This window comes from uncultured Acetobacterium sp., assembly GCF_927416815.1.
Taxonomy (GTDB): domain Bacteria; phylum Bacillota; class Clostridia; order Eubacteriales; family Eubacteriaceae; genus Acetobacterium.
In genome coordinates this window covers 1-24,824 of sequence record NZ_CAKMJU010000128.1, presented here as the reverse complement: position 1 = coordinate 24,824, position 24,824 = coordinate 1, and the positions used below count along the sequence as shown (strand labels likewise).

Here is a 24,824-nt window from a genome sequence, read left to right as displayed (position 1 = left end):
CGGCTATCTTCTTGAGCAGACGATTTGGGCGCCCTTTCCGGAAGAATTGATGGACATTAGTGATTCGGGAAAAATGGAAGACGAGGTCGGGCAGTGACCAAAAGATCCTGCCCTAAAAAATTTAAGACTTGGCTGGCACTTATACCTTATTGCTGAGATCGCCGACGGCAACGATAATGGCTTTAAAAAGATCCGGCTCCCAGGCGCTGCGGCCAATAAATAAACCATCGACATTTTTAAGCAGCGCATAGTCGCGGGCGTTATTAATATTGACGCTGCCGCCAAACAGCAGTGGGACATCCGCTCCGCGGGCGCCGTAACGATCAATTAAGATGCTTCTGAGAAAGTCATGGATTTCTTCCACATAGGGCGTTTCTGCGGGAATCCCATTGACGCCAATCGCCCAGACCGGTTCGTAGGCGATCCAGAAATTTCCGATATCATCAGCGAGCACATCTTTTAGTGCGATTTTCAACTGCTTGGCTAGCATTTCTTTAGAGACGTGATAGTCTTTATCAACCAGCTGTTCGCCGATGCAAATCAGCGGGGTGAAGCCGTGTTTCAGAGCTGCCAGGGTTTTTAGATTAACCGTTTCGTCGGTTTCATTAAAATATTGGCGCCGTTCGCTATGACCCAGCTCAATAATATCGATACCGATTTCTGCTAACATCACTGGTGAAATTTCACCGGTAAACTGACCACTGTCTTGCTGGTGCATATTCTGGGCGCCTAGTTTCAGGGGGCTTTTTTGGGCAGTGATCGCTTCTTTGATTTTCCACAGGTGGGTGTAGGGCGGGATGATAAAAAACTCGAACTGGGAATATGGCGCAATGATTGTGGTCAGTCCAGTCGTATAGTCCAGACCCTCGGCCAGGGTTTTGTTCATCTTCCAATTGGTGCCCAGCAAAAACTTTTTCATGGCGGCCTATTTGAGATAAGTTTTTTCAAGGCGGCGCATCGCATCAACTTTTTTTCTTGATCCACCGCCCTGAAAATCACTTTTTAACCAAGCTTCAGCGACCATTTTGGCCAGCTCGGTACCAATTACCCGAGCCCCCATCGTCAGAACATTGGCGTCGTTGCTTTTAGCCAGCCGTTCAGCTGAATAAACATCATGACAGGTGCCGGCAAAAACCCCAGGTACCTTGTTGGCCATCATCGCCACCCCTAGACCAGTGCCGCAAAAGATAAAGCCGCGATCATATTCTTTATTTTTAATGGCCTCGGCGAGGTTAAAGGCTATCTCGGGATAATCGCAATCGTGGCTGGCGGAATACTTCAAATCGGTGATGTCATAACCGTTCTGCTTTAAATAATTATAAATCTCGTCTTTAAAAGCAACAGCGGCATCGTCACAGTCAACAGCAATTTTCATTTTCATCCTCCGGTATTAAAAATTTGAATAACACTTTATATTGTGTAAAAATAACCTATTTTTTAAGGCATCTCGATTAGCTATACGCTATCATTATGGCATAGATAGGGCGATTTGTAAAGAATGGAATACTTTGATCAAAGACGAAATAAAGTAAAAATATATAGCCCGGACGAAGCCGAGAGGGCATAAAAATAAGGAGAGCGGATGGATCAGGCACGACGGATTGTGATAAATAATAAAAATGGGATACATACTCGGGTAGCGGCTATGGTGGCCAGACAGGCTCAAAAAATCGAAAAAATCTGGGATTGTCAATTGTATCTGCGACGGATTAATTCCCGCGAAGGGGTGGCCTGTAATTCGGTACTAGCACTAGTTTCCTTAAAAATAAAGAACGGGGAGATGGTTGAGGTCTACAGCGCCGACCCGGGCAGTGAAGAGGCCGTTTTTAAACTGGGCTCGTTTTTAAGCCAAACGGCCGAGCTAGAAGTACCGGATACTGAAGCGATTGATAGCATCCTGCAGGAAAATACCCTGGCCAGTGAAAAGATTTTTGAAAGCATCAACAATGGCTTGATTGCCATGGACAGTAACGGGATCATCAATATTTTTAATCGCGCGGCAGAAGAAATTACCGGCATTAAAGCCGGCGATATTATTGGCAAAAAGGCCGATGAGTGGGTCCCCAATTTTAATTTAAATGATTTGCTCGCTTCCAAAAGAGAAAATTTGGGACTAAAGCATAAAATTGGCAAAAAATGGGTAATAACCAATAAGAGCCCGATTGTTGTTGATGACGAGGTGGTCGGTGGGGTGGTCGTTTTTCAGGATATCTCGCAGATTGAAGAATTATCCTGGGAGCTTCATTCGGTCAAGGAACTAAAGGAAAAACTTAATAATATTCTTGAAACCGTCGATGATGGGATCTGTATGATCAATCATTTTCGCGAGGTCACCTATGTCAACCACCCCTTTGTCAAGATGTTCAGAAAAGAAGGCAGCCAGGTTTTATCGCGAAAGATTCAGGATTTATTTCCTGCTGAAAAATTTGGCGAAGCTTTTTTCTCGGGGCAGGGCGAGCTGATTATGACCAATCAGGACAATCGTGAATTTATTATGACGGCTCGGCCAATTATTATTGAAAAGAAGTTTCGTGGCAATGTGATTGTTGCCCGTGAGCTGACCGAGATTGCCAAGCTGGCCGACCGGATTGAATTGCTTGCTGAGAAAACCCGTTTTCTCCAGGATGAACTGGCAAAAAAGGAAGCATTGAACGATTCTTTTAGTCATATCGTTGGCAAAAGTGGTGCCTTGATTGAAAGCTTAACGGTCGCCTCAAAGGCCGCCCGAACCGATGCCGCGGTACTGATCCGGGGGGAAAGCGGTACTGGTAAGGAACTGGTCGCACGAGCCATTCACCGGGCCGGTTCGCGCAATAAAAAACCCTTTGTCGGGATGAATTGCGCGGCGATTCCTGCAAATCTGCTAGAAAGTGAACTGTTTGGTTATGAAAAAGGCGCCTTTACTGGAGCCTATAAGGATAAACGCGGGAAATTCGAAATCGCCAGCGGCGGCACTATTTTTCTGGATGAAATCGGTGATATGGATAAGGCAATGCAGGCTAAACTGCTGCGGGTGCTTCAAGAACAGGAAATCGAGCGAATCGGCGGATGCCATCCAATTAAAATCGATGTCCGGGTGATTGCTGCCACCAATAGCCCCCTTGAAGTGATGATGCAAGAGGGCAGCTTTCGGCGCGACCTTTATTACCGTTTAAATGTTATCACCGTGATGCTGCCGCCACTACGTCAGCGTAAAGGTGATATTCCCCTGCTGGTGGCATATTTTGCCGAAAAAATCAGCAAAAAATATGATCTGCCGAATTGTGCCATTACCAAAACGGCTTTGAGTGCCCTGGAACATTATCATTTTCCCGGTAATGTCAGAGAATTAGAAAACATCATTGAAGGTGGCATGACCCTGTCCAATACGGAATGGATTACCCTTGATGATTTGCCGAGTTATTTATGCGATGAAAGCGGCGTCGCTAAGACAGATAAAAGCCATCAGTTATGGGATGGGGATAATCTCCCCACCTTTGCCGAGATGGAACGGCGGCTGATTGGCCAAGCGCTTAAAAAACACGGTAGTTTTCGCCAGGCTGGTTTGGCATTAGGACTCGATCACAAGACCATTTCGGCCAAGGCGCGGAAATATCAGCTCGACTAATAAGACTCTTGGCACAAATATTGCTTTCTATAATTAAATACAGTAAACAACAGCAAACCAATTAAAAAGGGAGGAAGCAAATGACAGGTGTAATAATTGTATCGCACAGTGAAAAGTTGGCCGAAGGGTTAAAAGATATTGTCATGGAAATGAACGATGGCAGTGTTGCAGTGATTGCCGCTGGTGGTGCTGCTGACGGCCGGATTGGTACCCATACCACCACGATTAAGAATGCCATCGAAGCCTTGGCTGAGCGCGATCATATCCTGATCTTTGTCGATCTCGGCTCAGCCGTGATCTGCAGCGAAACGGCGATTGAATTGCTGGAAGATGAAGAGCTCCAGAAAAAGGTTCACATTGTTGATGCACCGCTAGTTGAAGGGGTTATTGGTGGGGTGATTCAGGCCACCATTTGCGATGATCTGGAAAAAATCATTGCCACCGCCAAAGAGGGAGCAAGTCTGAGAAAGGTTCACTAATTGCTAAATTGGTAATAATTCCCCAAACGGGGAAATATTACCCGTTTTATAGAGGTGCCAGGTTGGCATTGGCTAATGGAGTGGGTTTCACTCTGGCATGGTTCTTGCGTTTAAGAAAACGTATACAATAAAATCAGGAGGAAGAAATGAAACGATTAATCAACGATCCCTATGATGTAGTAGAAGAAATGTTAGCAGGCTATGTAACGGCACACAAAGATCATGTGGTTCTGGACTCGGCATCTGAAGCCCAGGGTCGGGTCGTGGTCAGTAAATCAGCCAAACAAAAAGACAAGGTTGGTGTGATCATCGGCGGCGGTTCCGGCCATGAGCCCTTATTCCTGGGTTATGTCGGAAAAGGCTTTGCAGATGCGGCGGTAATTGGAAATATCAATACCTCACCGTCGCCCGACCCCTGCTATGCTTCGGTAAAAGCAGTCGATACCGGTAAAGGTTGTATTTATCTTTATGGCAACTATGCCGGTGATGTGATGAATTTTGACATGGGTGCTGAAAAAGCCGATGAAGAAGATGGTATTCGGGTTGAAACGGTGCTGATTACTGATGACGTTATTTCTTCTGAAAATATTGACGATCGTCGTGGGATCGCTGGTGATTTCTTCGTTTTCAAAGCGGCTGGAGCTAAGGCTGAAATGGGCGGCGATTTGGATGCGGTAGTGGCAGCGGCTAAAAAATGTAACGATGTTACCCGCACCATGGGGGTAGCGATGTCCTCAGCAACCTTACCCTCAAAGGGTGGTCCGATTTTCGAAATGGAAGACGGCGATATGGAAATCGGTATGGGCATCCATGGCGAACCAGGCGTTCGACGTGGCAAAATTGAACCGGCTGATAAGGTTATCGACCAGATCATGGCGCCGATTCTGGCCGATCTTCCCTACGAAAGCGGCGATGAGGTCTATGTTCTGGTCAACAGTCTGGGAGCAACACCACTGATGGATTTACATATCTGTTTCCGTCGGGTTGCCGAGATCTTAGCCGAAAAAGGCATTACGATTTATAAATCGCTAATTGGTTCCTTTGCCTCATCGATGGATATGGCGGGGATGTCAGTAACGCTGGTGAAATTGGACGACGAAATCAAAGAGCTCCTCGATTATCCCTGCGATACCCCCTATTTCAAACAATTTTAGTCACCAAAGATAATACTAAAGATCATACTAACTAACCGGGTTGATGGGAAACCATCAGCCCTTTAATTCATTGTCAGGAGACGCATTATGAGCGATTATATTTTAAGTAAAGACTATTTTCTTGGGGTGATTGATGACCTCATTGTTTTAGCGGAAGAAAAGAAGGTTTATTTTTCGGAGCTTGATTCAGCCATTGGTGATGGTGACCATGGCATGAATTTGAGTATCGGTTTTCGTGAAGTTAATAAAAATCTCGATGGCTGGAAGGGTGAAGACATCAACAGTATTTTTAAAAATGTCGGTACCGCCCTGCTCGACAAGGTGGGCGGCGCTTCTGGCCCCCTTTACGGCGGCTTTTTTTCCAAATTTGGGGTGCCAGCCAAAGGCAAAGAAGCGGTTGATTTTGACGAATTCATCGAAATGATGGAAGCCGGCGTGGCGATTATTGAAAAACGGGGAAAAGCCGTGGTGGGCGATAAAACGATGGTCGATACCTTAAGACCAGCGGTTGATGCGTTAAAAAAAGCGTATCAAGAAGACGGTTTGGCTCCCAAAGAGGCGATGAAGAAAGCCCTTGATGTGGGCTCAGCTGGCTCCGATTCAACCATCCCAATTATCGCCAGAAAAGGCCGGGCGATGCGCTTAGGCGAACGCGCCATCGGTCATCGCGATCCCGGGTCAGCCTCGAGCGCCGCAATTCTGGAAATTTTCTATAACCGGATGCCGTAGCGTTTAGCCAGATCATCGTGATTTGTTTTATTGAGGTGGGTAGCTTAGCTACACAAATTTTCTGATATTTTAAGATGAGCCTTGACAGCAAAACAAAAAAACATTAGAATGAAAGCAAGAAAACCATTACAATAGAATAAAAACAGGACAAACATAAGAGATGTCCGTATGATACTGTGGGTGCGCCACACTGGAATTTCCAGTAGCAACCTCTGTATGATGCGGACTTTTTTATATTTTTGGACGCGTTCGCTGTTATTTGGTAATTATCGATTCACTAGGATTTGGGAAATGGTTGTTTAGTTGCCGGTTTATGCCTGCAATTGACCAGGAAAGGAGTTGCTTTGCAAGCAAGAAAGGATTCTGAACGGATGGCGTTTAAATCAGTTATTCCGTCAGTGCATCAGCGGAAAGAACTACTTTATGCGATGGAAAAAACAGATGCGGATTGGATTATGCTTAAACTAGGAGATGTGAACACTTTACCGCAACTAGTCGGATGTATTCATCAAGCAGGAAAAAAAGTGATGGCGCATCAAGATTCAATTAAAGGAATAGCTCGCGACAAAATGGGTATTAAGTATATGGCAAGTTGTGGAGTCGACTGTGTAATTACAATGAAGTCACAGTGTGTCAAATATATTAAAGATGCTGGCATGATGGCGGCATTTGGAATTTTTATCATTGATTCAGATGCCTGTCGAACTGGTTTGGAAAATATCAAGGAACATCAACCGGATGTCATAATTCTGATGCCCGGTACCATTCCCGAGCAGATTATTAATGATATCAAAAGTGCAACAACGGCGCCGATCATTCTCGGAGGACTAATGACAACCCGTGAACAGCTTGCATCAGCGATGAAAATTGGCGTCGCTTCGGTAGCTACCAGTCAGTTAGATTTATGGATACCCGAAGTATGATACCCATATTATTGGTTTCAAAAAATTTATATAAATGGAGGAAAAATTGATGAAGAACGTAATGATTTTTGGCGATTCAAACACCTGGGGATGGGATCCATCCAATGATCTGGTTGCCGTGATCAAACGCTGGCCTGATGAGGTACGCTGGGCCGGGGTACTGCAGAGCGAACTGGGCAGCGATTACAAGGTGATTCCCGAAGGCTTAAATGGCCGAACCACAGTATGGGACGACCCGATCGAAGAATATCGTTGTGGCAAACAACATATTATTCCGCTGCTCGATAGTCATGCCCCGCTGGATCTGGTCATTATTATGATTGGCACCAATGACCTGAAATGCCGTTATACTGTAACCGCCCAGGATATTGCCAATGGCGCCGGTCTGATTCTCGATAAAACCCTGGCTCAGCTCGGTGCCTTTGGGCCAAACGGTCCCAAGGTTCTCTTTATTGCCCCGCCACCACTGGGTCCGATCGAAGAGGGTCTTTTCAACGTGATGTTTGCAGGCAATCGCGAAAAATCGATTGCGATGGCAAAATTTTATCAGGGTGTTGCCGAAAGTCGCGGCGTTGCCTTCTTTGATGCGGCTACGGTGGCCAAGGTCAGTGACTTGGATGGCCTTCATTTGGGTGCTGATGGACACGCCGCCCTCGGTAAAGCGGTTGCGGCCGAGGTTAAAAAAATCTTGGAATAACCAAAATCAGGCGGCGTAACGCCGCCTTTATCGATTAAATCATCATGTTAAATGGGGAAGGAGGCAGCAATGGAAAACAAACTGGCGCTCATTAACGGAATTGGGGTGACCATGGATGAACAGAATCGGTCATGCCAGGCTGTTTATATAAAAAATGGTGTCATTTTAAAAATCGGAACGTCTCTGGAAATAAAAATTCTGGCTGAAAAAGAACAGGCATCAATCATTGATCTGGCGGGTAAAACTTTTTTGCCAGGTCTGCATGACTGTCATGTCCATATGATGAGTACGGGACTGTCAGCGATCGGGATCGATTTATATCATTGTCGTTCGATCAATGAAGTGCTGGAAACGTTGACAAAAGAAAAAACCAACAATCATCAGGAATGGATTTTTGGCAATCGCTTGGATGAGTCGCGGTTGGCCGAAAAAAGGCCGCCGACAGCCAGTGAACTGGATGTTTGTTTCAAAGACCGACCGGTTTATCTGGTCGACCGTGGTCTGCACTATACCCAGGTCAATACCATCGCCTTGGAAATGATCGCCTTTGCTGAAGATGAAGCAGGGCTTAGTCGGGATCAGGCCGGAAATTTAACGGGACGGCTGCATAGCCAGGCCAACAGCCATGCCAGAAAGTATTTTTTTGATAAGATGACCAGGGAACAACGCGAAACGGCCATCCGTCATACTGCTCAAACAGCGGTGGAAATGGGCGTCACGACGATTCATGCGATGGAAGGTGGGGATCTCTCTTCGGATCAGGATATTCCGGTGTTCTTAGACATCATCGAAGATCTGCCCGTCCATGTGGTGCTGCATTGGTGTGCGACCAAGGTCGCGGATGCGGTCGAAAAGGGACTAAAAATCATCGGCACCGACATTCTTCTGGATGGCTCGATTGGTTCGCGAACCGCCGCCTTTAAGGAACCCTATGCCGATGATCAGCAAGCGGTTGGTGAGCTTTATTATTCAGATGAGTGGGTTACTGACTATATTGAAAATGCTCATAAAGCCGGGCTACAGACAGGTTTTCATGCGATCGGCCAACGTGCCATCAGCCAGGTTTTAAACTGTCTGGAACGGGCCTTGAATAGATTTCCAGTCGCTGATCATCGCTTTCGGATTGAACACTTCGGTTTTCCCGATCAGCGCGATATTAGGCGAGCGGCATCCTTGGGTGCCGTGATTTCGACTCAACCAGCCTTTACCTATCTGCGCGGTGGGCCGGACAGCGTCTATGCCGAACGGCTGGGTGAAAAGCGGAATCGCCGCGCCTATCCGCTTCGTGAATTTTTGGATGCCGGTATTGTCGTCAGTGGCGGATCAGATTCCAACGTGACTCCGATCAATCCGATTTTGGGAATCCATGCCGCAGTCAATCCGCCTTATCGGCAAAACGCCATTAGCCCCGCCGCGGCACTGCGATTGTTTACCATTGACGGTGCGTTTACGGCCAGGGAAGAAAAAGTCAGAGGCAGTTTAACACCTGGTAAAGCCGGGGATATTACGGTACTCGATCAAAACCCACTGGCTGTCGCACCGGATGCGATTAAAGATATTGAAGTAATGATGACCATTTATCAGGGAAAAATTGTTTTTGAAAAATAAAGAACGGAGTAGCAAAATGAAATATATTTTAGGAATTGATGAAGGCACAACCGGAATAAAGGTGATGATTTTTGACAAAGCCGTAAATGTGATTGCGCAGGCGTACTCAGAATTTACGCAGCATTTTCCGCAATCTGGATGGGTTGAACATGATGCCAATGAAATTTGGGAGGTGACCCTGAAAATGGTCGCGGAAGCCCTAAAAAACGGCAATCTCAAACCTGAACAAATTGAAGCGATCGGAATTACCAATCAGCGTGAAACCACGGTGTTCTGGGATAAGAAAACCAGTCAGCCGGTTTGTCGGGCGATTGTCTGGCAGGATCGCCGCACCCTTGATATTTGTGAAGCCTTAGAAGCCAAAGATGGCGCCGGGATTGTCGACCGTACCGGAATGATCATTGTACCCAACGACGCGGCGACAAAAATCCGTTGGTTGCTGGATAATGATCCCAAAGTCAAAAAAGGGGTCGATGATGGCGAATTGCTGTATGGAACGATTGATAGCTGGCTGGTCTGGAAACTTACTGGCGGTGGTGCCCATGTGACTGATTACTCCAATGCCTCGGTCACGTTATTACAAAATGCCCGAACCCTGGATTATGATGAGGGGGTCTTAGCGGAACTAAATATCCCGCGCGAAATACTGCCAGCATTGCGAACCTCCAGCGAGGTTTATGGGATGACCGATCCCGCTGTTTTCTTTGGTGCAGCAGTACCGGTGGCGGGTATTCTGGGAGATCAGCAGGCGGCGGCCTTTGGTCAGGGCTGTCTGGAAAAAGGGATGGCCAAAAATACCTACGGCACCGGTTCTTTCATGGTTATGAATACCGGCGACAAATACGTGCCGCCGTCAGATGGTCTTTTTTCACCGGTTTTATGGAGTGCCAAAGGTCGCACCGATTACGGGTTAGAAGGAATGGCCGATGTTTCCGGAGCGGTAATCCAATGGCTGCGGGATGGGCTGGGTATTATTAATGATGCCAAAGAGGCGGAGGAATTAGCCCTCCAAGTTGAGGACAGTTTGGGCGTTTATTTTGTACCAGCCTTTGTCGGCTTAGGTGCCCCGTATTATGACTCCTATGCCAGAGGAACGATTATCGGAATCTCACGGGGGACGACCAAGCAGCATATAGCTCGGGCAGCGCTGGAGTCGATGGCCTTTCAGGTCAAAGATGCCTTTAATGTGATGGAAAAGAAGTCCGGATTCAAGTTGACCAAACTAAGAGCTGATGGTGGTGGCGCCAAAAGTGATTTTTTACTTCAGTTTCAGGCCGATATTCTAGGAATTCCGGTAGAACGTCCGCTGATTACCGAAACAACCACCTTGGGTGCTGTTTACGCCGCTGGTTTGGCGGTGGGTTACTGGGAAAGCTTAGCAGAAATTGGAAAATTCTGGAAAATCGAAAAACGTTTTGAACCGCAGATCAGCGCCGCAAAACGCCAGGAACTATGCGGATTCTGGGATAAAGCAGTGAGCCGCTCGGCGGGTTGGTTGAAATAATAAATGGGATAAGTCGTCGCTTGGTTATAAAAAATTGCTGTAAAGGACTAGCAATGCACAGTGATAAAGTGTATAATAGGCTCAGATTATATTAGGAAAAGAGGACAAAAGAAATGAAAAAAAGAAGTATAATTGGTCTGATGCTAGTTATCATTCTGGTCGCTGGTTTGTTTGCCGGATGCAGCAGCAATGCCGAAAAAACTGATGCCAATGCCAACAATGATGATAAGACCTTTGTGGTTGGTCTGGATGACTCATTCCCACCAATGGGTTTTAGAGATGAGAAAAACGAGATTGTTGGTTTTGACGTCGATTTGGCGCTAGAAGCCGGAAAACGGATGGGTATGGAAGTGGTATTGCAGCCGATCAACTGGGACACCAAGGAACTGGAACTGGATTCAGGCAATATTGATGTCATCTGGAACGGCTTAACGATCACCGAAGATCGTAAGAAAGCAATGGAGTTCACGGTACCATACCTGGAAAATGATCAGGTCATTGTGGTTAAAAAGGATTCCCCAATCAAAACAAAGGCTGATTTAGCCGGCAAAAATGTTGGGGTTCAAAAAGGTTCTTCAGCCTTTGATGCCTTTACCGCTGATCCGATCAGCAAAGAAGCAGCCGCTTTAAATGAATATCCTGAAAATGTATCAGCCCTTAGCGATCTGGGGATCGGCCGAATTGATGCCGTTATTGTTGATTCAATTGTAGCCCGATACTACATTACCTCAGAAAATGCGGACTTCATTGTTTTAAGCGAAAGCTTATCGCCAGAGTTATACGGGATTGGGATCAAAAAAGGAAATACTGAATTATTGACCCAGGTACAAGATGCGATGGATGCGATGATTGCTGACGGAACCGCAGCGACCATCTCAACCAAATGGTTTGGCGAAGACATCATTTACAAACCATAATTAAAAAAAAACAATCAGTCTTTAGAAATCGGATAGTTTCTATCCGATTTTTTTATGACTTTTAGGATTACCATCATTTCATTCCTCAGGAGATTAAAATGTCAGATTTTTTTATCTATTTATCAAATATCACCTTGCCGATGCTGCAGGGGATGGTGATTACCCTTAGTGTTTTTGCCGTCACGATTGTCTGCTCGATTCCACTGGGCTTTATGTTTACCTTAATGGCGCGCAGTAAGCTAAAGCCGGTTAAGTCCTTTGCCAAGGTCTATATCTATGTAGTACGGGGCACACCGCTGCTGCTGCAGATTATGTTTGTCTATTTTGGTTTACCGCTCTTGCCGGTGGTCGGTGACTATCTTATTTTCGACCGTTTTACGGCCGCCTGTATTGCTTTTTGTATGAATTACGCCGCTTATTTTGCAGAAATATTCCGGGGTGGCTTGTTGGCTATTGACAAGGGTCAATATGAAGCTGCAAAAGTCCTCGGTCTGACAAAATTTGAAACAATGACGCGGGTTGTTGTTCCGCAGATGATTCGGGTCTGTTTGCCATCGGTTAGCAATGAAACCATTACGCTAGTCAAAGACACCGCCCTGGTGACCGTCATTGGGGTGGCGGAAATCCTGCATTATGCCAAAACATCCGTAAACCGCGACGGCGACACCTTTGCCTTTTTGGTTGCGGCGGCCTTATACCTGATGATCAACTTTGTGATTACGATGGTATTTAAGCGACTTGAAACGAAATATGAGTTCTAGAGGAAAAAGATGGAAATTATAAAAGTCAAGCAACTCAATAAAAAATTTGGCGCCAATCACGTTTTAAAGGATATCTCCTTTGAAGTCAATAAGGGCGATGTGATGGCGATCATCGGCTCATCCGGTTCGGGAAAATCGACCCTGCTGCGCTGCCTGATCGATTTAGAAAAAGCCGACAGTGGCGATATCATCATGGAGGGAAAACCGCTGCTTAAAGATGGGGTTTATCCCAGTCCCCCAGAGATCCGCGCGATCATCATGAAAATGGGGATGGTTTTTCAGCATTTTAACCTGTTTCCACATCTGACCGTTCGACAGAATCTGGAATTGGCTCCTAAAGTGGTCAAAAAAGAAGAGGCTGGCGCGATGAGCCAGCGCTGCGAAGCCTATCTTAATAAGGTTGGCTTATTAGAACGAATTGATGCGATGCCATCGACCCTCTCTGGGGGCGAAAAGCAACGGGTGGCGATCGCCCGGGCGTTGATGATGAATCCCGATATTCTACTGTTTGATGAACCGACTTCGGCGCTCGATCCCGAACTGACTGGCGAAGTGCTCAGTGTCATGCAAAGCCTGGCCAATGAACATATGACGATGGTGGTGGTCACCCACGAGATGAGTTTTGCCCGCGAAGTCGCCAACAAGGTGGTCTTTATGGACTCCGGCACAATCCTCGAAGAAGGCTCACCGGAAGATATTTTTATCCATCCCAAAGAAAAAAGAACCCAGGAATTTTTAAGTAGCATTTTGCGTGACCAGAACAAAAGAACAAACAAGCGCTACCGTCTCAAAAAATATTGTTGAGCAATAATAGCCGTACATCATATCAATGTATAAAAGCTAAAGAAAGCCTTCCCGGATGATTTGGGAAGGCTTTCTTTAGCTTTGCAAATATTACAAAAAAATTGACAAGTCGATAATTATATGATAACATTTAAAATTGCATTGGTATCTTTAAAAATAAAGTTAGAATGCATTCTTGTCGTCAATTTTAGGGCGATCAACGAATTATTTGCGACCCGCTGATGTTAAACTGATCAAAGGCGAAACATTGGCGCGGCAACAACTATGAAATTGATTACGGTCTAATAATAACACAAGGCGAGACGAAACACAACAGGCAAATTTGGGATACCCACCGGCCAAACAGAAGTCGGGATGGGGTAGTCCGTTGCTGAGTATTTTTGCGAGGGGTGATATTGGATGGTAATGTTGCATCCTGAAAAAAATGGTTTAAGAACACGCCAAAGCTTTTCTAAAATCAAAGAAGTTATTGAAATGCCGAACCTGATTGAGGTTCAGAAAGATTCATATAACTGGTTTATTGAAAAAGGTCTCCAGGAGGTTTTCGACGATATTGATAAAATCGAAGACTATACCGGAAATCTGGTTTTAGAGTTTGTTGATTATTCCATAGAAGGAAAACCGAAGTATTCAGTGGAAGAGTGTAAAGAGAGGGATCAAACCTACTTTATACCACTTAAAGTGACAGTTCGTTTAATTAATAAAGAAAAGAACGAAGTTAAAGAGCAAAAGGTCTACATGGCCGATTTGCATAAAATGACCGATACCGGAACCTTCATTGTTAATGGAGCGGAACGGGTTATTGTCAGCCAGCTGGTGCGATCACCAGGGGCATATTTTTCGCTAAGTCGTGATAAACTGGGTAAGAAATTATTTTCAGCCCAAGTTATTCCAAACCGTGGTGCCTGGTTGGAATATGAAACAGATTCCAATGACATCATGTACGTTAAAATTGACCGAACCCGTAAATTACCAATCACTGCGCTGATTCGCGCGCTGGGTCTGGGAACCAATCAGGAAATTCTTGATTTTTACGGCGATGACTATCGACTGATTGAAACGATCAAAAAAGATGAAAACAATAATATGAAATCAACCCGCGATGGCTTGATTGAGATTTATAAACGCTTAAGACCAGGCGAGCCACCAACCGTGGAAAGCGCCCAATCCCTACTTAACTCGATGTTTTTTGACGATCGCCGCTATGACCTGGCCAAGGTCGGCCGTCATAAGTACAATAAAAAATTATCGCTGTCAACCCGAATTGCCGGCCAGCGTGCGGCTCATACCGTGGTCAATCCGGAAACCGGAGAAGTCTATGTTGAAGAAGGCGAAATCATCAGCAATGATGTCGCTGTTGATATTCAAAATACGGGCATCAACGTCGTTGATGTAAAAGTAGAAGACAAAATCGTCCGTGTGATCGGCAATGGTTTTGTCGACATCAATGCCCAGGAGCTGCCTTTTGATATCAGTGATCTGGAGATCAATGAACACGTCTGCTTTGAAGTACTAAAAGAGATTTTAGAAGCAGAGATGACCGATGAAGAAAAGAAAAAATCGATTAAAAAGCGGATGGATGAGCTGGTTCCCAAGCACGTGCTGATTTCTGACCTGCATGCCTCGATCTCTTATATTATCGGTCTTGATTATGATATCGGCGCCATCGATGATATTGATCATTTAGGCAATCGACGGCTGCGTTCAGTCGGCGAGTTGCTGCAAAATCAGTTCCGGATCGGCTTATCGCGGATGGAACGGGTGGTGCGCGAAAGAATGTCAGTCCAGGACGATGAAGTTTTAACGCCGCAGGGCTTAATTAATACCCGTCCGGTTAATGCCGCCTTAAAAGAGTTCTTCGGTAGCTCGCAGCTATCACAATTTATGGATCAGACCAATCCGCTCGCGGAACTGACCCATAAGCGTCGTTTGTCAGCCTTGGGTCCGGGCGGATTAAGTCGTGAACGAGCCGGTTTTGAGGTTCGTGATGTGCACCATAGCCATTATGGCCGGATGTGTCCAATTGAAACCCCAGAAGGTCCAAACATCGGACTGATCGGTTCGCTTAGTACCTATGCTCGAGTTAATGAATATGGTTTTATCGAAGCCCCTTACCGAAAGGTTTATGATGGCGTCGTCACTGATGAGATTCATTATCTGGCGGCTGATGAAGAAGGCCGCTATACCATTGCCCAGGCCAACGAACCACTCGATGCTGATAATCGATTTGCCCGTAAACAGGTAACCGGCCGAGCTGGTAGCAAACGGGATTTCGTACTGATTCCCCCAGATCGGGTTGATTACATGGATATCTCCCCGAAACAGGTTGTTTCAGTGGCTACCTCGTTGATTCCCTTCCTCGAAAATGATGATGCCAACCGTGCCCTGATGGGTGCCAACATGCAACGTCAGGCAGTGCCACTGCTGATTCCGAGAGCCCCGGTCATCGGGACGGGAATGGAACATAAGGCTGCCAAGGATTCAGGGGTCTGTGTCATTGCCAGAAATGCCGGAACAGTTGAACGGGTCGAGGCCTCAGCGATCAATATCCGTAATAACAACGGCGATCTCGATAAATATACCTTACTTAAATTCAAACGCTCGAATCAGGGCACCTGTATGAACCATAAACCTTTGGTCAAAAAGGGACAAGTTGTTGAGGCCGGCGAAATCATCGCTGATGGTCCGTCCACCGAAATGGGTGAGCTGGCGCTGGGTCGAAATATCCTGATGGGCTTTATGACCTGGGAAGGTTACAATTACGAGGATGCGATCCTGATCAATGAAAAATTATTAAAAGAAGATGTCTTTACATCAATTCATATTGAAGAATTTGAAGCTGAAGCAAGAGAAACCAAGCTGGGACCAGAAGAAATCACCCGCGATATCCCCAATGTCAGTGAAGATGCCCTGAAGAACCTCGATGAACGGGGGATTATCTTTGTCGGTGCCGAGGTTAAATCGGACGACATCCTGGTTGGGAAGGTCACCCCTAAAGGTGAAACCGACCTGTCGGCTGAAGAAAAACTGCTGCGTGCGATCTTTGGCGAGAAAGCTCGCGAAATCCGTGATACCTCACTCAAGGTTCCCCACGGCGAATCCGGGATTGTTCTGGACGTGAAGGTCTTTTCCCGGGAAAATAAAGATGAAGATTTAAAACCGGGGGTCAATACCTTGGTGCGGGTTCTGATTGCGGTTAAACGCAAGATTTCCGTCGGCGATAAAATGGCTGGTCGTCATGGTAACAAGGGGGTTATTTCGCGCATCCTGCCGGAAGAAGATATGCCTTTTATGCCCGATGGAACCGCCCTGGAAATTGTTCTTAATCCGTTGGGGGTGCCCTCGCGAATGAACATTGGTCAGGTGCTGGAAGTCCATCTGGGACTGGCGATGCGAACCATCGGCTGGCACATTGCTACCCCGGTCTTCGACCCTGCCAACGAGCAGGACATTATGGATCTATTAGTCCAGGCCAAACTGCCAGAAGATGGTAAGATCCGGCTTTATGACGGTCGCAGCGGCGAGCCCTTTGATAATAAGGTCACCGTTGGTTACATGTATATTCTTAAACTGCATCATTTGGTTGATGATAAGATGCATGCCCGCTCAACCGGACCCTACTCCTTAGTAACCCAGCAACCGCTGGGTGGTAAAGCTCAATTTGGTGGCCAGCGTTTTGGTGAGATGGAAGTTTGGGCGCTAGAAGCCTATGGCGCCGCCCATACCCTGCAAGAAATCTTAACGATTAAGTCTGATGATGTGGTCGGCCGGGTTAAAGCTTATGAAGCGATTGTCAAAGGCGAGAACATTCCCAAACCGGGGATCCCGGAATCGTTTAAGGTTCTGATGAAAGAATTTCAGAGCTTAGGCCTGGATGTCAGCATCCTTAATGATCAAGAAGTGATCAAGCTGCTCGATGATGAGATGGACGAGCGCGATCCGCTCGAAGAATTAGCGATTGAAATTGGCAGCACCGAAATTTCTGAAGCCGGAGATGACGTGAAATTGGAAGATAGCTTCCAGATTAAGAGCATTGATGATGACGAAGACGACTTATTATAAGAATAAATTTATTAAAGAAGGGAGCGAAGCCATTTGTTAAACGAGGAATTCACCTTCAAATCCTTACAAATCGGATTGGCCTCACCTGAAAAAATCAGAGAGTGGTCACGTGGCGAAGTAAAAAAACCGGAAACTATTAATTATAGAACCCTGAAACCAGAAAAAGAGGGGTTGTTTTGCGAGAAAATTTTCGGACCTCAGAAAGACTGGGAATGTAACTGTGGAAAATACAAGCGTATTCGCCATAAGGGCATTGTCTGTGAAAACTGTGGGGTTGAAGTAACCAAGGCTAAGGTTAGACGGGAACGGATGGGGCATATTGAACTGGCCTCGCCGGTTTCACATATCTGGTATTTCAAAGGGATCCCCAGTCGGATGGGTCTGATTCTGGAGATGTCGCCCAGAAACCTGGAAAAGATTATTTATTTTGCCGCCTATGTGGTCACTGATCCGGGCGAAAGCAATTTTGATTTCAAACAAATCCTTACCGAAGCGGAATATAAAGAAGCCCGCAGCCAATTTGGCAATAAGTTTACGGCCAGTATTGGTGCTGAAGCGATTCAGGAACTACTAAAACTGGTCGATCTTGATCAGGAATCAGCGGTGCTAAAAGAAGAACTTAAAGGCAGCTCGGGTCAGAAGAAAATCCGGATTGCCCGACGGCTCGAAGCAGTCGAAGCCTTCAGAAATTCGACTAATCGTCCGGAATGGATGATTTTAGAAACGATTCCGGTCATTCCGCCAGAATTACGGCCGATGGTACAGCTCGATGGCGGCCGTTTTGCCACCTCTGATTTAAATGACTTATATCGACGGGTTATCAACCGCAACAACCGGCTGCTAAAATTACTGGAACTGGATGCGCCCGATATCATTGTTCAAAATGAAAAACGGATGCTTCAGGAAGCGGTCGATGCCTTAATTGATAATGGTCGTCGTGGCCGCGCCGTCACCGGCCCGGGTAACCGGCCCTTCAAATCGCTTAGCGACATGTTAAAAGGGAAACAGGGGCGGTTCCGTCAGAATCTTTTGGGAAAACGGGTTGACTACTCCGGCCGTTCGGTTATCGTGGTTGGACCGGAACTTAAAATGTATCAATGTGGTCTCCCCAAAGAGATGGCGATTGAACTCTTTAAACCCTTTGTAATGCGAGAACTGGTTGGGAGAAATCTGTCTCAGAATATTAAAAGTGCTAAAAAAATGGTCGAAAAACTAGATCCGATGGTCTGGGATGTGCTAGAAGATGTCATTCAGGAACATCCGGTGCTGTTAAACCGTGCCCCGACCCTCCATCGCCTGGGGATTCAAGCCTTTGAACCGATTCTAGTAGAAGGTAAGGCGATTAAGCTCCATCCGCTGGTTTGTACCGCCTACAATGCCGATTTTGATGGCGATCAGATGGCTGTCCATGTGCCCTTGTCAGTAGAAGCTCAGGCCGAAGCCCGGTTCCTGATGCTGGCATCGAATAATATTCTTAAACCACAGGATGGGACGGCGGTTGTTGCACCTACCCAGGATATGATCTTAGGAACCTATTACATGACCATCTACAAAAAAGATGGCAAGGGAACCGATAGCATCTTCAGAGATTTAGATGAAATGGAAATGGCCTACTTTAATAAGGACGTTGATCTTCACTCCCAGGTTAAGGTACGGATCGTCAAAGAAATTGATGGCGAAAGGGTCAGCCGTCTGGTTGATGGAACGGTCGGACGATTTATTTTCAATAGTATTATTCCCCAGGATTTGGGCTTTATTAAACGCGAGACCATGGAAGATAAATTTAAGCTTGAAGTAGACCGACAGGTTAATAAGAAAGTGTTATCAGAAATTGTTGAACGCTGCTACAAAACCTATGGGCCAACTAAAACATCCGAAGTACTCGACGAAATCAAGCGCTTAGGTTTTAAATTTTCGACCAAAGGCGCCATTACCGTTGGAGTCAGCGATATGGAAGTTCCCAAGAACAAAGAGGAAATCCTATCCCGTGCGGATGATAAAATCAATGAAAACATGACCCTTTATCGGCAAGGTTTTATCAGTGACGATGAACGTTATAATAACGTTGTTGAAATCTGGAATAAGGCCACCGACGAGGTTACCGATGCCCTGCTTGACCATCTTGAAGATCTCAATCCAATCAACATGATGGCCGATTCCGGAGCCCGTGGTAGTAAGAATCAGATTCGGCAATTAGCCGGGATGCGTGGTCTGATGGCCAATCCGAGTGGTCGAATCATCGAGCTGCCAATTCGTTCAAATTTCCGTGAAGGACTAAATGTTCTGGAATTCTTCTCATCCACCCATGGTGCCCGAAAGGGGCTGGCGGATACCGCCCTGCGAACCGCCGACTCCGGTTATTTGACCCGTCGTCTGGTTGATGTCAGCCAGGATGTAATTGTTCGTGAGGATGATTGCGGGACCACCCGCGGTTATGAAGTATCAACCATTAACGATCATGGCGAAATTATTGAAACCCTGATCGAACGATTAGTGGGAAGGTACGCCTTTGAAGATGTGATCGATCCAAAAACCGGTGCAGTACTGGCTCCGGGTGGCGAGATCATCTCCACCGAAATGGCTGATAATATTGAAAAAGCCGGGATTGAAAAAGTGTTAATTCGGGCGGCTTTCAATTGCCAGTCCAAATATGGGGTCTGCAAGACCTGTTACGGGGTTGATCTAACGACCTGGCGGCCGGTTGAAATTGGTGAAGCGGTTGGTATTATTGCCGCCCAGTCAATCGGTGAACCAGGAACCCAGCTGACGATGCGTACCTTCCATACCGGCGGGGTTGCCTCGGCTGATGATATCACCCAGGGTTTACCGCGTATTGAAGAGCTTTTTGAAGCTCGAAAACCTAAAGGTCAGGCGATTATTTCAGAAATCGATGGCCGCGTCGAAATCCAGGATACCCAGAAAAAAACCGAAGCGGTGGTTACTGGAGAAGATGGCGATATGAAGGTCTATCTGATACCCTATGGTTCGCGCCTGCGGGTTCATACCGGCGATCAGGTCATTGCCGGCGATGAAATCACCGAAGGTTCGATTAATCCCAGTGATATTTTAAGAATTCAGGGAATTGACCATGTTCAGCAATATTTGCTTCAGGAAGTACAAAAAGTTTACCGGATGCAAGGGGTTCACATTGGCGACAAGCATCTCGAGGTTATTATCCGTCAGATGCTCAGAAAAGTTAAGATTGAAAACCCTGGTGATACGCCATTGCTGGCTGGCAGCCTAGTCGATATCTTCAATTTTGAAGCAGAAAACAAACTCATCGAAGAAGCCAACATCCTGGCCAGACAAGAAGGCGAAGAGCCAAAAGAAATGGCCACCGCCAGCCGCGAACTACTCGGAATCACGAAAGCGTCTTTGGCAACCGACTCGTTCTTATCGGCAGCCTCCTTCCAGGAAACCACCCGCGTCCTTACCGACGCTGCCATCAAAGGCAAGGTCGATCCACTGGTGGGACTCAAAGAAAATGTTATTATCGGACAATTGGTGCCTGCCGGTACCGGCGTGAAGATGTATGGTGACATTGATCTGGTTTATGAACGTGAAGAAGATGTTTATGAAGATATGATTGAAGAAGACATGATGACCGAATCGCTGGATATTGTCTTTGATGATGACATTCTCAATGCCTATGTTGATGAAGAGCAGGAAGAAAGTGAAGATGCGATCATTACCGATCTGGATATCTTCGACCTGGATTTCTTAACCAAAGAATAATTCTTGACATTTGTGGCTCAAACATGTATAGTTATTAGGTGTGTTTAGAGAAAAACACAAACAGCAAGAAGGAGGCACCGATGGATCAATTTGTTGATGTTTCAAAAGTGATTGGAATGAAGCAAACTCTTAAGGCTGTGAAAGAAGGCAAGGCCACCAAAGTTATTTTAGCAGAAGATACCGATGAAAGTATCAAAAAAAGCATCGTGGAATGCTGTGATCAGCATCAGATCGTCTTAGAAAGGGTTGAAACCAAGGTTGGACTCGGAAAAGCCGGCGGAATTGATCGGGCAGCGGCCGTTATTGCCATTATTAGATAATCCAAACTGGGGTTGCCTTTTGGCAGCCCTGGTTCAATCAAAAGTCATTAATAATCGTTTCGGTTATTGATATATTATTATTAAAGGAGGTGCAGGACTAAATGCCTACAATTAATCAGCTTGTAAAAAAAGGTAGAAAACGCATGGAAGAAAAAACAAAGACGCCAGCGTTGAAAGCAAACCCTCAAAAAAGAGGAGTATGTACAGCAGTTAGAACATCCACACCAAAGAAACCAAACTCAGCGCTTCGAAAAATCGCCAGAGTTCGTCTCGTTAACGGAATGGAAGTAACAGCCTATATTCCAGGTGTTGGCCACAATTTACAAGAACATAGTATTGTTCTTATTAAGGGTGGACGTGTCAAGGATTTACCAGGGGTTCGTTATAAAATTATCCGTGGTGCACTTGATACCGCTGGTGTTGATGCTCGTAGACAAGCTCGATCCAAATATGGGGCCAAAAAGCCTAAAAAGTAGTAGTGCATAGTGCTGCATATTCAAGCGCTCGGAAAAATTGATCGAGACCAAATATATGTTAGAGACGCTATACGCACAACAACGAAATGTTGGATGTCGAGTACCGATGAACATAAAAAAATGTTAAGGAGGGAAGTAAAGTGCCTAGAAAAGGACCTGTTCCAAAAAGAGAAGTTTTGCCTGATCCAATTTACGGGGATATTGTTGTTACTAAGTTAGTTAACAATATCATGTTAGATGGGAAAAAAGGTGTTGCCCAAAAAATCGTTTACGATGCATTTGAAAAAGTTAATGAAAAAACTGGCAAAGATGCCCTGGAAGCATTCCAGGAAGCGCTGGCCAATATCACACCTGTTTTAGAAGTTAAGGCGCGCCGTGTTGGTGGAGCCACCTACCAGGTGCCAATGGAAATCAGAACCGAACGTAAGCAAGCATTAGGGCTGCGTTGGTTAGTTAATTACTCCAGAAAAAGATCTGAAAAAACCATGAAGGATCGTTTAGCGGGAGAAATTATGGATGCACTCAATAATAGTGGTGCAGCCGTTAAGAAAAAAGATGATACTCACGCCATGGCTGAAGCCAATAAAGCTTTTGCTCATTATCGTTGGTAAGTTTGTTCAGATTTAGAAATAAGAGAGGAAAGCATCTGTGTCAAGAAGTTATAGTTTAGCAAAAACAAGAAATATAGGTATTATGGCACATATTGATGCAGGAAAAACCACTACCACAGAAAGAATCCTGTTCTATTCCGGAAAAATCCACAAAATTGGAGAAACCCATGATGGGGTTTCTCAAATGGACTGGATGGAACAGGAACAAGAGCGAGGTATTACCATTACCTCGGCAGCAACAACGTGTTTCTGGAATGACAACCGTATCAATATTATTGATACACCAGGCCACGTTGATTTTACCGTTGAAGTCGAACGATCACTTCGTGTTCTCGATGGAGCGGTAGCTGTATTTTGTGCAAAAGGTGGCGTTGAACCCCAATCAGAAACAGTATGGCGTCAAGCCGATAAATATCATGTTCCCAGAATGGCTTATATCAATAAGATGGACATTACCGGAGCAGATTTTTATAATGTATTGAAGATGATGGAAGACCGTTTAAGCGCAAATCCTGTCCCAATTCAATTACCTATCGGAAAAGAAAGTGACTTTGTGGGGATCATTGATCTCCTGATTATGAAAGCCATGATCTATAAAGATGATTTAGGCGAAGAAATAGAAATCGTCGATGTTCCCGAAGACATGATGGAATTAGCACTAGAATATCGCGAAAAAATAATTGAGTCTGTTTCAGATTACGATGAAGCGATCATGGAAAAATTCCTTGATGGCGAAGAAGTTGGTCTTGATGAACTGAAAAAAGCAATTCGATTGGCTACCTTAAACGTTGATATTATTCCAGTTGTCTGTGGTTCTTCATACAAAAACAAGGGTGTTCAATTAGTCTTGGATGCCGTTGTCGACTATATGCCCTGCCCACTGGATGTTCCGGCAATTACTGGCATTAACCCGGACACTGAAGAAGAAGATCAGCGTAAAGCAAGTGATGACGAACCCTTCTCAGCACTGGCCTTTAAAATTATGACTGACCCATTTGTCGGGAAACTGGCATTCTTCAGAGTGTATTCCGGTAGCATTGAGTCAGGCTCCTATGTTTTCAACTCTTCTAAAGGGAAAAGAGAACGTCTGGGTCGGATTCTGCAAATGCATGCCAACCATCGCGAAGAAATTACCACGGTTTATACCGGGGATATTGCAGCAGCGGTTGGTTTAAAAGATACCTCAACCGGCGACACCCTGTGTTCTGACAAGGCTCCGATTATTCTTGAGTCGATGGAATTCCCGGAACCGGTAATCCATGTTGCGATTGAACCAAAAACAAAGGCCGGTCAAGAAAAGATGAGCACCGCGTTAGCCAAACTGTCGGAAGAAGATCCGACTTTCAAAACCCATACCGACGAGGAAACCGGTCAAACGATTATCTCGGGAATGGGCGAGCTTCACCTTGATATCATCATTGATCGAATGCTGCGCGAATTTAAAGTCGAAGCCAATGTTGGTGCACCTCAGGTTGCCTACAAAGAATCGATTACCAAAGCCGTTGACGCTGAAGGTAAATTTGCCCGTCAGTCTGGTGGTCGTGGTCAATATGGTCACTGTCTGATTCGGATGGAGCCAGTTGAACCGGGCGCCGGATATATCTTTGAAAACAAGACCGTTGGGGGATCAATTCCTAAAGAATACATTAACCCAATTAATCAAGGGATTGAAGAAGCCATGCGTAATGGTGTTTTAGCTGGATATCCAGTTCTGGATCTTAAGGTTATCGTTTATGACGGTTCTTACCATGATGTCGATTCATCAGAAATGGCCTTTAAAGTGGCCGGCTCGATGGCATTTAAAAATGGTATGCGGAAAGCAGATCCGGTTATCTTAGAACCATTATTTAAACTTGAAGTCGTAATTCCAGAAGAATATATGGGTGACGTCATGGGCGATATCAGCTCGCGACGCGGCCGTGTTGAAGGTATGGAGATGCGTGGTGGCGCACAGATCATTAAAGGGATGGTGCCACTGTCAGAAATGTTTGGATATGCAACAACGCTAAGAAGCAAGACTCAAGGTCGTGGTGTTTACACCATGCAGTTCTCACACTATGAAGCAGTCCCTAAATTTATTTCAGAAGAAATAATTGAAGGTCGTAAACAATAGCAAAGCTATCAAATAAATTTTAAGGAGAAGAACAAATGGCAAAGTCAAAATTTGAAAGAAATAAGCCCCACGTAAATGTTGGAACAATTGGTCACGTCGATCATGGTAAAACCACATTAACAGCGGCGATCACATCTGTACTGAATAAACGATTCGGAACCGGTCAAGCTGTCGCCTTCGAAAACATCGATAAAGCCCCAGAACTGGATATCCAGCTAAAACACCATTACGCATGGCTTCTTCAATCCCTTGATTAATTGGGTTAATGTATTCTTTAGGAATTGATCCCCCAACGGTCTTGTTTTCAAAGATATATCCGGCGCC

The 24,824-nt window shown here is 45.6% G+C and carries 19 protein-coding genes and 2 pseudogenes; 18 read left to right on the top strand and 3 right to left on the bottom strand.

Annotation, left to right across the window (positions count from 1 at the left end; translation table 11 throughout):
- Positions 1-139: 139 nt before the first annotated feature.
- Together QZ998_RS15640 and QZ998_RS15635 are read right to left on the bottom strand one after the other, a co-directional pair.
- Positions 140-919, bottom strand: a complete 780-nt coding sequence (locus QZ998_RS15640) for a triose-phosphate isomerase (protein ID WP_296561769.1) — start codon at positions 917-919, stop codon at positions 140-142.
- Between the two features lie 6 nt (positions 920-925).
- Positions 926-1,375, bottom strand: coding sequence for an RpiB/LacA/LacB family sugar-phosphate isomerase (locus QZ998_RS15635; protein WP_296561768.1), 450 nt, complete (start codon positions 1,373-1,375; stop codon positions 926-928).
- A gap of 207 nt (positions 1,376-1,582) precedes the next feature.
- Between QZ998_RS15635 and QZ998_RS15630 the strand changes: the two genes are divergently transcribed.
- The 18 genes and pseudogenes from QZ998_RS15630 to QZ998_RS15545 form a co-directional block, all read left to right on the top strand.
- Positions 1,583-3,607, top strand: coding sequence for a sigma 54-interacting transcriptional regulator (locus tag QZ998_RS15630; RefSeq protein WP_296561767.1), 2,025 nt, complete (start codon positions 1,583-1,585; stop codon positions 3,605-3,607).
- Between the two features lie 80 nt (positions 3,608-3,687).
- Positions 3,688-4,086 (top strand): dihydroxyacetone kinase phosphoryl donor subunit DhaM, encoded by a 399-nt coding sequence (dhaM, locus tag QZ998_RS15625; protein WP_296561766.1) that lies wholly within the window; start codon positions 3,688-3,690, stop codon positions 4,084-4,086.
- A gap of 146 nt (positions 4,087-4,232) precedes the next feature.
- Positions 4,233-5,240, top strand: a complete 1,008-nt coding sequence (locus QZ998_RS15620) for a dihydroxyacetone kinase subunit DhaK (RefSeq protein WP_296561765.1) — start codon at positions 4,233-4,235, stop codon at positions 5,238-5,240.
- An 87-nt stretch (positions 5,241-5,327) separates the two neighbouring features.
- Entirely contained in the window at positions 5,328-5,969 is a 642-nt protein-coding gene (gene dhaL / locus QZ998_RS15615) for a dihydroxyacetone kinase subunit DhaL (protein WP_296561764.1), read from the top strand.
- 344 nt (positions 5,970-6,313) lie between these two features.
- A complete protein-coding gene (locus QZ998_RS15610; protein ID WP_296561763.1) occupies positions 6,314-6,892 on the top strand; it encodes a glycerol-3-phosphate responsive antiterminator in 579 nt (192 codons plus the stop codon).
- Positions 6,893-6,941: 49 nt separating this feature from the next.
- Positions 6,942-7,589 (top strand): SGNH/GDSL hydrolase family protein, encoded by a 648-nt coding sequence (locus tag QZ998_RS15605; RefSeq protein ID WP_296561762.1) that lies wholly within the window; start codon positions 6,942-6,944, stop codon positions 7,587-7,589.
- 69 nt (positions 7,590-7,658) lie between these two features.
- Positions 7,659-9,197: an amidohydrolase gene (locus QZ998_RS15600; RefSeq protein WP_296561761.1), complete on the top strand. Its 1,539-nt coding sequence runs from the start codon at positions 7,659-7,661 to the stop codon at positions 9,195-9,197.
- Positions 9,198-9,213: 16 nt separating this feature from the next.
- Positions 9,214-10,701, top strand: a complete 1,488-nt coding sequence (gene glpK / locus QZ998_RS15595) for a glycerol kinase GlpK (RefSeq protein WP_296561760.1) — start codon at positions 9,214-9,216, stop codon at positions 10,699-10,701.
- Between the two features lie 113 nt (positions 10,702-10,814).
- Positions 10,815-11,618: an amino acid ABC transporter substrate-binding protein gene (locus tag QZ998_RS15590; protein ID WP_296561759.1), complete on the top strand. Its 804-nt coding sequence runs from the start codon at positions 10,815-10,817 to the stop codon at positions 11,616-11,618.
- Between the two features lie 98 nt (positions 11,619-11,716).
- Positions 11,717-12,379, top strand: a complete 663-nt coding sequence (locus tag QZ998_RS15585) for an amino acid ABC transporter permease (RefSeq protein WP_296561758.1) — start codon at positions 11,717-11,719, stop codon at positions 12,377-12,379.
- 9 nt (positions 12,380-12,388) lie between these two features.
- Positions 12,389-13,183: an amino acid ABC transporter ATP-binding protein gene (locus tag QZ998_RS15580; protein ID WP_296561757.1), complete on the top strand. Its 795-nt coding sequence runs from the start codon at positions 12,389-12,391 to the stop codon at positions 13,181-13,183.
- A 405-nt stretch (positions 13,184-13,588) separates the two neighbouring features.
- Positions 13,589-17,245 carry a DNA-directed RNA polymerase subunit beta gene (locus QZ998_RS15575; RefSeq protein ID WP_296561770.1) on the top strand — a complete coding sequence of 1,219 codons (3,657 nt, stop codon included), beginning with the start codon at positions 13,589-13,591 and terminating at the stop codon, positions 17,243-17,245.
- Between the two features lie 33 nt (positions 17,246-17,278).
- Positions 17,279-20,980, top strand: coding sequence for a DNA-directed RNA polymerase subunit beta' (gene rpoC, locus QZ998_RS15570; protein ID WP_296561756.1), 3,702 nt, complete (start codon positions 17,279-17,281; stop codon positions 20,978-20,980).
- Positions 20,981-21,060: 80 nt separating this feature from the next.
- On the top strand, positions 21,061-21,300 hold the full coding sequence (locus tag QZ998_RS15565; protein ID WP_296561755.1) for a ribosomal L7Ae/L30e/S12e/Gadd45 family protein: 240 nt from the start codon (positions 21,061-21,063) through the stop codon (positions 21,298-21,300).
- A 101-nt stretch (positions 21,301-21,401) separates the two neighbouring features.
- A complete protein-coding gene (rpsL, locus tag QZ998_RS15560) occupies positions 21,402-21,776 on the top strand; it encodes a 30S ribosomal protein S12 (RefSeq protein WP_014355307.1) in 375 nt (124 codons plus the stop codon).
- 140 nt (positions 21,777-21,916) lie between these two features.
- Positions 21,917-22,387, top strand: coding sequence for a 30S ribosomal protein S7 (rpsG, locus tag QZ998_RS15555; protein WP_296561754.1), 471 nt, complete (start codon positions 21,917-21,919; stop codon positions 22,385-22,387).
- Between the two features lie 37 nt (positions 22,388-22,424).
- Positions 22,425-24,500 (top strand): elongation factor G, encoded by a 2,076-nt coding sequence (gene fusA / locus QZ998_RS15550; protein WP_296561753.1) that lies wholly within the window; start codon positions 22,425-22,427, stop codon positions 24,498-24,500.
- A 35-nt stretch (positions 24,501-24,535) separates the two neighbouring features.
- Positions 24,536-24,703: pseudogene (locus QZ998_RS15545) on the top strand (GTP-binding protein); the annotation flags it as partial.
- Here the strand turns inward: QZ998_RS15545 and QZ998_RS15540 are convergent.
- Positions 24,699-24,824 (bottom strand): annotated as a pseudogene (locus QZ998_RS15540) (hypothetical protein); the annotation flags it as partial. The pseudogenes QZ998_RS15545 and QZ998_RS15540 overlap by 5 nt on opposite strands.